Annotated in this window: 7 protein-coding genes; all 7 read right to left on the bottom strand. The window is 62.8% G+C overall.

Annotation, left to right across the window (positions count from 1 at the left end; translation table 11 throughout):
- Positions 1-525 precede the first annotated feature (525 nt).
- Positions 526-1,707 carry an electron transfer flavoprotein subunit alpha gene (locus BUB04_RS12145; RefSeq protein WP_073039867.1) on the bottom strand — a complete coding sequence of 394 codons (1,182 nt, stop codon included), beginning with the start codon at positions 1,705-1,707 and terminating at the stop codon, positions 526-528.
- Positions 1,704-2,495, bottom strand: a complete 792-nt coding sequence (locus BUB04_RS12140) for an electron transfer flavoprotein subunit beta/FixA family protein (RefSeq protein ID WP_073039865.1) — start codon at positions 2,493-2,495, stop codon at positions 1,704-1,706. The genes BUB04_RS12145 and BUB04_RS12140 overlap by 4 nt, the downstream gene beginning before the upstream one ends.
- Before the next feature lie 53 nt (positions 2,496-2,548).
- The gene (locus BUB04_RS12135; protein WP_073039863.1) at positions 2,549-3,718 is read right to left on the bottom strand and encodes an acyl-CoA dehydrogenase family protein; all 1,170 of its coding nucleotides are present in this window, start codon (positions 3,716-3,718) and stop codon (positions 2,549-2,551) included.
- Positions 3,715-4,773: a phosphate acyltransferase gene (locus BUB04_RS12130; RefSeq protein WP_073039860.1), complete on the bottom strand. Its 1,059-nt coding sequence runs from the start codon at positions 4,771-4,773 to the stop codon at positions 3,715-3,717. The genes BUB04_RS12135 and BUB04_RS12130 overlap by 4 nt, the downstream gene beginning before the upstream one ends.
- Positions 4,774-4,811: 38 nt before the next feature.
- Entirely contained in the window at positions 4,812-4,994 is a 183-nt protein-coding gene (rpmF, locus tag BUB04_RS12125; RefSeq protein WP_073039858.1) for a 50S ribosomal protein L32, read from the bottom strand.
- Between the two features lie 76 nt (positions 4,995-5,070).
- On the bottom strand, positions 5,071-5,613 hold the full coding sequence (locus tag BUB04_RS12120) for a YceD family protein (protein WP_073039856.1): 543 nt from the start codon (positions 5,611-5,613) through the stop codon (positions 5,071-5,073).
- Positions 5,614-5,669: 56 nt separating this feature from the next.
- Complete coding sequence (locus BUB04_RS12115) at positions 5,670-5,885, bottom strand: hypothetical protein (RefSeq protein WP_073039854.1); 216 nt, start codon at positions 5,883-5,885, stop codon at positions 5,670-5,672.
- Between the last annotated feature and the right edge of the window lie 115 nt (positions 5,886-6,000).

The raw sequence follows: 6,000 nt of genomic DNA, 5'->3' as shown, positions 1-6,000 counted from the left end.
CGTCAAGGGAGAGTCCTTTCTGTAGGCGCCGGCTTGCCGGCGATCCCAATCGCGGCCAAGGCCGCTCCTACAAGGGATCGAAAACACAGTTCTTTCATATTAACGGTCATGGTCCCCCTTGCGCCACCCCGCACAGATGAAAGAACCGGCCGGGCAAGGAGTCTTTGTGGGAGCGCCGCAAGGCGCGATGGGGTGGTGGCCGCAACGCCACGGAACGGCCGGCTGCAACGCCACGGAACGGCTGGCCATCCCTTTCGCGGCTTTCGCCGCTCCCACAGGTGATGGTGCTCCCACAGGTGATGCCGCACCTGTTAGGTGTTGATTGGAGCTCCCGATGCTCCTGCAAGATACCGAAAGTACAGTTCTTTCATATTAATTGGACGATTCCTTCTCATGGACAGGTCCTGAAGGGCGGGCGTAAAGCCCGCCCCTACAAAAACGCACGAGCCCATTGGGTAGGGGCGGGGTTTATCCCCGCCCGGTCCTCGTGTGGAGATGGACAAGTCCGACAAAAAAACGCTTCGTTCAGCCTTCTTTTTTCAGTCGCTGGATGAAGGCCGGGATGAATTCGAAAAGATCGGCCACCACTCCGCAGGAAGCCACGTCGAAGATGGGCGCCTCCGGGTCCTTGTTGACGGCCACGATGACCTTGGAGCCCTGCATGCCCACAATGTGCTGGATGGCTCCCGAGATGCCCACGGCCATGTAAAGGGTGGGGGCCACGGTCTGTCCGGTCTGACCCACCTGGTGGGACGGGGGCGCCCAGCCTTCCTCCACCGCACTGCGAGAGGCGCCTACGGCGCCTTTCATGAGCTGGGCCAGCTCCTCCACCAGCCGGAAGTTTTCCGCCTTCTGAAGGCCTCGGCCTCCGGAGATGATCACCTCCGCCTCGCTCAGCCTGGCCGTGGTGTCCTCTTCGGGAATCACTTCCAGCACTTCCACGCGGCTCCGGAAGACCTCTTCGGGAAGGTCCACCTTTTCGATGCGGCCGTTTCGGGCATCCTTTTCCGGCCGCATGACCCGGGGCCGAACGGTGGCCATCTGCGGGCGGCTGTTGGGGCAGATGATGGTGGCCATCACGTTGCCGCCGAAGGCGGGCCGGGTCTGGAGCAGAAGGCCGTCTTCGCTGATGTCCAGATCGGTGCAATCGGCCGTAAGACCCGTCTGGAGCAGGGCGGCGACCCGAGGGATGAAGGACCGGCCCATGGTGGTGGCGCCGGCCAGGAGGATCTCCGGCTTCTTTTCCCGAACCAGGGCCACCAGGCTGTCGGCGTAGGCCTCATCGGTGAAGGCGGCCAGGTTGGGATGGTCGATCACGTAGACCGTGTCCGCGCCGTATTCCAGAAGGGAAGGGGCGACTCCGTCCAGGTCGGACCCCAGAAGCACCGCCGCACACGGAACGCCCTTCTTGTCCGCCAGCTTCCGGGCCGCGCTCAGGAGCTCGAAACTCACCCGATGGATCGCTCCCTGGCGCCATTCGGCGAAGACCCAGATGCCGCGGTAGGCACTGAGATCGTCTTTGGGGCCGGTGCCCACCTCGGGCAGAGAGATGGCTCCGAACTCGCAGGTGTCCACGCACATGCCGCACAGGGTGCAGTCATCGGAGACGACGGCGGCCGTTTCGCTGACGGAGATGGCTCCCACCGGGCAGACGTCTTCGCAGACACCACAAACCGTACATTTTTGAGGGTCGATCAGCGCTTTCATAAGCCGGGCACCTTGGCTTCCTTGAGGTATCGATAAAGCTGTTCCACCTGTTCTTCCACGGACCCCTGGAGCATCACCCGGTCGGAGCGCCGCGGCGGGCTGAAGACACGCACCACCTGGGTGTAGGACCCGCTCAGACCCACCCGGTCCTCTTCCAGGCCCACGTCCCGAATGCCCCAAACGGGGATGGAGGCCTTCTTCGCCCGCATCTTGTGCTTGAGCGACGGCACCCGGGGATCTCCCACTTCCCGAAGGACGGTGATCAGCGCGGGCATGGGAAGCCGCCAGATCTCGGTCCCTTCGTCCGTGCGGCGCACCACCTTCAGATGGTCCGGCCCGTCCAGATCCAGCTCCTTGACGAAAGTGGCGTAGGGAATGTCCAGGATGGTGGCCAGTTCGGGACCCACCTGGGCGGTGTCGCCGTCGATGGCCTGCTTGCCGCAGAAGATGAGGGAGACGTCACCGATCTTTCGGATGGCGGCCGCCAGGGCCGTGGCCGTGGCCCAGGTGTCGGCGCCGGCGAAGGCGCGGTCGCTCAGGAGGACGGCATCGTCCACGCCGCGGCCCAGCACGTCCCGGAGAGCCTCTTCCGCCTGGGGAGGCCCCATGGTGACGGCCGTCACGTGGGCGCCGTGACGGTCCTTGAGGCGCAGGGCGGCCTCCACGGCGAACAGGTCGAACGGATTGATGATGGACTCCACGCCCTGGCGCACCAGGGTGTGGGTGTTGGGGTCGATGCGCACGTTTTTCGCATCGGGGACTTGCTTGATGCACACCACGATCTTCATGACGGATCTTCCCTTGTCTCGGAGGTCAGAAGCACGCGGACATTCCGTGGAGCCTAGAAGAAGGTCTCCTTGATCCGGCCGTATTCCTTGTTCAGCTCCTGACCGATGATGTTTCGCTGGATTTCGTTGGTGCCCTCATAGATCTGGAGGATCTTGGCGTCGCGGAACATCTTCTCCACCGGGTAGTCGCGCATGTAGCCGTAGCCGCCGAGGATCTGGACCGCTTCGGTGGTCACTTCCATGGCCACGTCGCTGGCGAAGACCTTGCACATGGCCGCCACCTTGCTGGCGTCCGGCGGGTTGGTGTCCATGTGGCGGGCGGCGCAATAGATGAGGGCGCGGGCCGCTTCGGTCTTGGTGGCCATGTCGGCCAGCTTGTGCTGCACGGCCTGGAAGCTGATGATGGGCTTGCCGAACTGGATTCTCTTTCGGGCGTATTCCACGGCGATGTCCAGGGCGCCTTGAGCCAGGCCCACTCCCAGGGCGCCGATGCCGGGCCGGGATTTATCGAAGGTCTTCATGGCAATGATGAAGCCCATGCCCTCCTTGGCGATGAGCCGTTCCTTGGGGATTCGGCAATCCTGGAAGACCAGCTCCCGGGTGGCCGAAGCGCGGATGCCCAGCTTCTTTTCCTTCTTGCCGAAGCTGAACCCGGGGTCGCCCTTCTCCACGATGAAGAAACTGGCGCCCCGAGGACCCTTGGTCTTGTCGGTCACGGCCAGTACGCTGTAGATGTCGGCCTCGCCGCCGTTGGTGATCCACTGTTTGGTGCCGTTGAGGATATAGTGGTCGCCGTCTTTCACCGCCGTGGTCTTGATGGCCGTCACGTCGCTGCCCGCTCCCGACTCGGTGACCGCAAAGGCGGCCAGGCGCCTGCCGGCGGCGATGTCGGGAAGGTAGGCGGCCTTCTGCTCCTCACTGCCGTAAAGCAGGATGGGGTAGGCGCCCAGGCCGCTGGCGGCAAAGGAGGTGGCCACCCCGATGCAGGCTCGGGCCAGCTGCTCCACGGCCAGGCAGTTTTCCAGGATGCCGCCTCCCAGCCCGCCGTATTCTTCCGGAATGTAGACGCCGAAAAGGTCCGACTGGGCCAGGATCTCCATGAGCTCCGTGGGAAACTCTTCGGCTTCGTCCAATTGGGCCCGCACCGGGCGGACCTTCTCCCGCGCGATCTGCTCGGCCAGCTCCTGGATCATCTTCTGTTCTTCGCTCAGAAAGTAATTCAAGGCCCACCTCCCTTATCCGTTTCAGCCTTTGAAAGGGTTTTTCGCCATCGGCGGCTCCAGCGGCCCAGGCGCCACAGGGCGTCCTGACTGCGCAAAGCCGCAAGGCGCTCGATCAACTCCGTGTCTTCCGCCATCATTTGCAGAACGGCCGATTCCACCAACTTTTCGGCTGCCAGAACGGCGTTGGCCACTTCCTTCGCCCGGGACCTGCCATGGGCCACCAGGACCGGTTTTCCCAACCCCAAGAGTGGGGCCGCCGAGAGCTCTGCTCCCGCCAGCCGGGACGCCCAACTCCCGTGCTTGCCTCCGACGGCTGCCGTGCGGGACACACGCAGGGCTTCTCCAACGCCCTCGAGAAGCTTCAACAGCGCATTTCCCAGGAACCCGTCGCAGACGACCGCGTCCACCTCCCCGGAAAAGATCTCATGGGGCTCCACGAATCCCTCAAAGGGCACGGACGCCTGGGTCAACAGGGCTGCCGCGTCCCGGATGACCTTGGGTCCCTTGGTGGATTCGCGCCCCACGTTGAGCAGACCCACCCGGGGATGCTCCGCCCCGAACCTCCGCCTGAGGTAGGAGAGGGTCAGGCAGAGTGTCTGAGCCAGGTGCAGGCTGTTCGATTGGGTATGGGCACCGGCATCCGCGAGCAGGACATGTCCGTGGAGAGAGGGAACGGCCGCCGCCAGCGCCGGCCTCTTGACTCCTTGCAACAGCCCCAGTGTGTGGGTGGCCGTGGCCACGATGGCGGCGCTGTTTCCCGCACTGACGACGGCATCCACGGAGCCCTGTGCGAGCTGCTGGATGGCGACGGACAGCGATGATGGTTTCTTCTTGCGGAGAGCCAACGGACCGATCTCCCCCATGCCCACCGCGTGGGGGGCATGGAGGATGTCCAAGGCCGGCGGATGCGGTCCAACGGAAAGACAGCGGTGAATCTTCTCTTCGTCACCGATCAGCAGAATGCGGGCGGATGAACGTTCGAGTGCCAGGTAGGCCCCACGTACCACCTCGTCAGGGGCCGCATCGCCTCCCATGGCGTCCAAGGCAATGATCATCCGCCCAGTCCTTCAAGGGAGCACCGCTCCAGGGACCGCTAGACTTCTTCCACTTCCAGAACGGGGCGCCCGTTGTAGTAGCCGCAGGTCGGGCACACACGGTGCGGAAGCCGAAGTTCGTGGCACTGGGGGCATTGGGAAAAGGAAGGGGCCGTCAGATGCTTGTGGCTCCGCCTCTTGTCTCGTCTCGCCTTCGATGTCCTTCTCTTGGGAACAGCCATGGTCGTTTCTCCTCGTCGATGTGCAGTGTGATCGTCCTCGATTCCATGATCGGATAAGCCGGTTCCGGCCCCGTTGTCAGGAGGACCCTTTAAGATCGAGCGTCGCCAAACGTGCAAAGGGACTTCCGGCATCCCGCCGCGTGCACGCGCAGGACTCGGTGTTCAGATTGGCGCCGCACCCGGGGCACAGCCCCTTGCATTCCTCGAAACACAAGCTCCGGAAGGGAAGTTCCAAAAAGATCTCTTCGGCGATCATGCGGTCGATCTCCAGGATCTCCCCATCGAAAAACTCGTATTCCATTTCCTCGGGGTCCAGCTCCACCTCTTCGTCGCTGGGGCCCGCGTCCTCCCTGAAAAGGAGGATCCGAACGCTGCGGCGTAACTGCCAATCATAGTCCTCCAGGCAGCGATCGCACAAGAGGCAAACCATTCCCGCGATCGTGCCGGTGACCTCCAGATGGTCCGCCCGCCGTTGGATCTCCAGATCCACGTTGAGCGGTCTCCTTAAATGAAGACCGGAGGGATCGTTGGGCGGCAGCATCTTTTCCAGCCGTTCCTGCGTCCAATGGAGATGCAGAAACCGCCCCGCCTCCGGAATCTCATCCACTCGAAGCTTCATCCCTTCTCCTAGCCGTCACGAGTAAATGGTTGAGTATAGGGATCGGCTTTGGCGTGTCAAGCACTTTGCGAATCCCGTTCAGTGCGGCTCGAAGGCTGGTTCTTCCATTGCGGGATCAGGAAGAAAAAACAGGCGGCGAGAAAGAGAAGACTTCCCGACAGACTCCAGGGGTCTCCTGAAAGGTATCCTGCAATGACGAAACACAGGGCGGATCCCACAAAGAGCATCCAGCCCCACGTTTCCAGCCTCCGGCTCCGGACTTTTTTTTCCAATGCCCCCCTCCTCGATGCGTCAGATACCTACCTGAATTGGATGATTCTTTCTCATGGACAGGTTCTGAAGGGCGGGCGTAAAGCCCGCCCCTCCCTTCGTTTATCCCTTGCGTGC

This window comes from Desulfacinum infernum DSM 9756 (assembly GCF_900129305.1).
Lineage (GTDB): Bacteria > Desulfobacterota > Syntrophobacteria > Syntrophobacterales > DSM-9756 > Desulfacinum > Desulfacinum infernum.
The sequence above is the reverse complement of the archived record's forward strand: the minus strand, read 5'-3'. Positions and strand labels throughout refer to the sequence as shown.

Excerpts from the sequence above, each read along its gene's own strand:
- BUB04_RS12145 (WP_073039867.1), bottom strand. The coding sequence starts at position 1,707 with ATGAAAGCGCTGATCGACCCTCAAAAATGTACGGTTTGTGGTGTCTGC.
- BUB04_RS12140 (WP_073039865.1), bottom strand. The coding sequence starts at position 2,495 with ATGAAGATCGTGGTGTGCATCAAGCAAGTCCCCGATGCGAAAAACGTG.
- BUB04_RS12130 (WP_073039860.1), bottom strand. The coding sequence starts at position 4,773 with ATGATCATTGCCTTGGACGCCATGGGAGGCGATGCGGCCCCTGACGAG.
- rpmF (WP_073039858.1), bottom strand. The coding sequence starts at position 4,994 with ATGGCTGTTCCCAAGAGAAGGACATCGAAGGCGAGACGAGACAAGAGG.
- BUB04_RS12120 (WP_073039856.1), bottom strand. The coding sequence starts at position 5,613 with ATGAAGCTTCGAGTGGATGAGATTCCGGAGGCGGGGCGGTTTCTGCAT.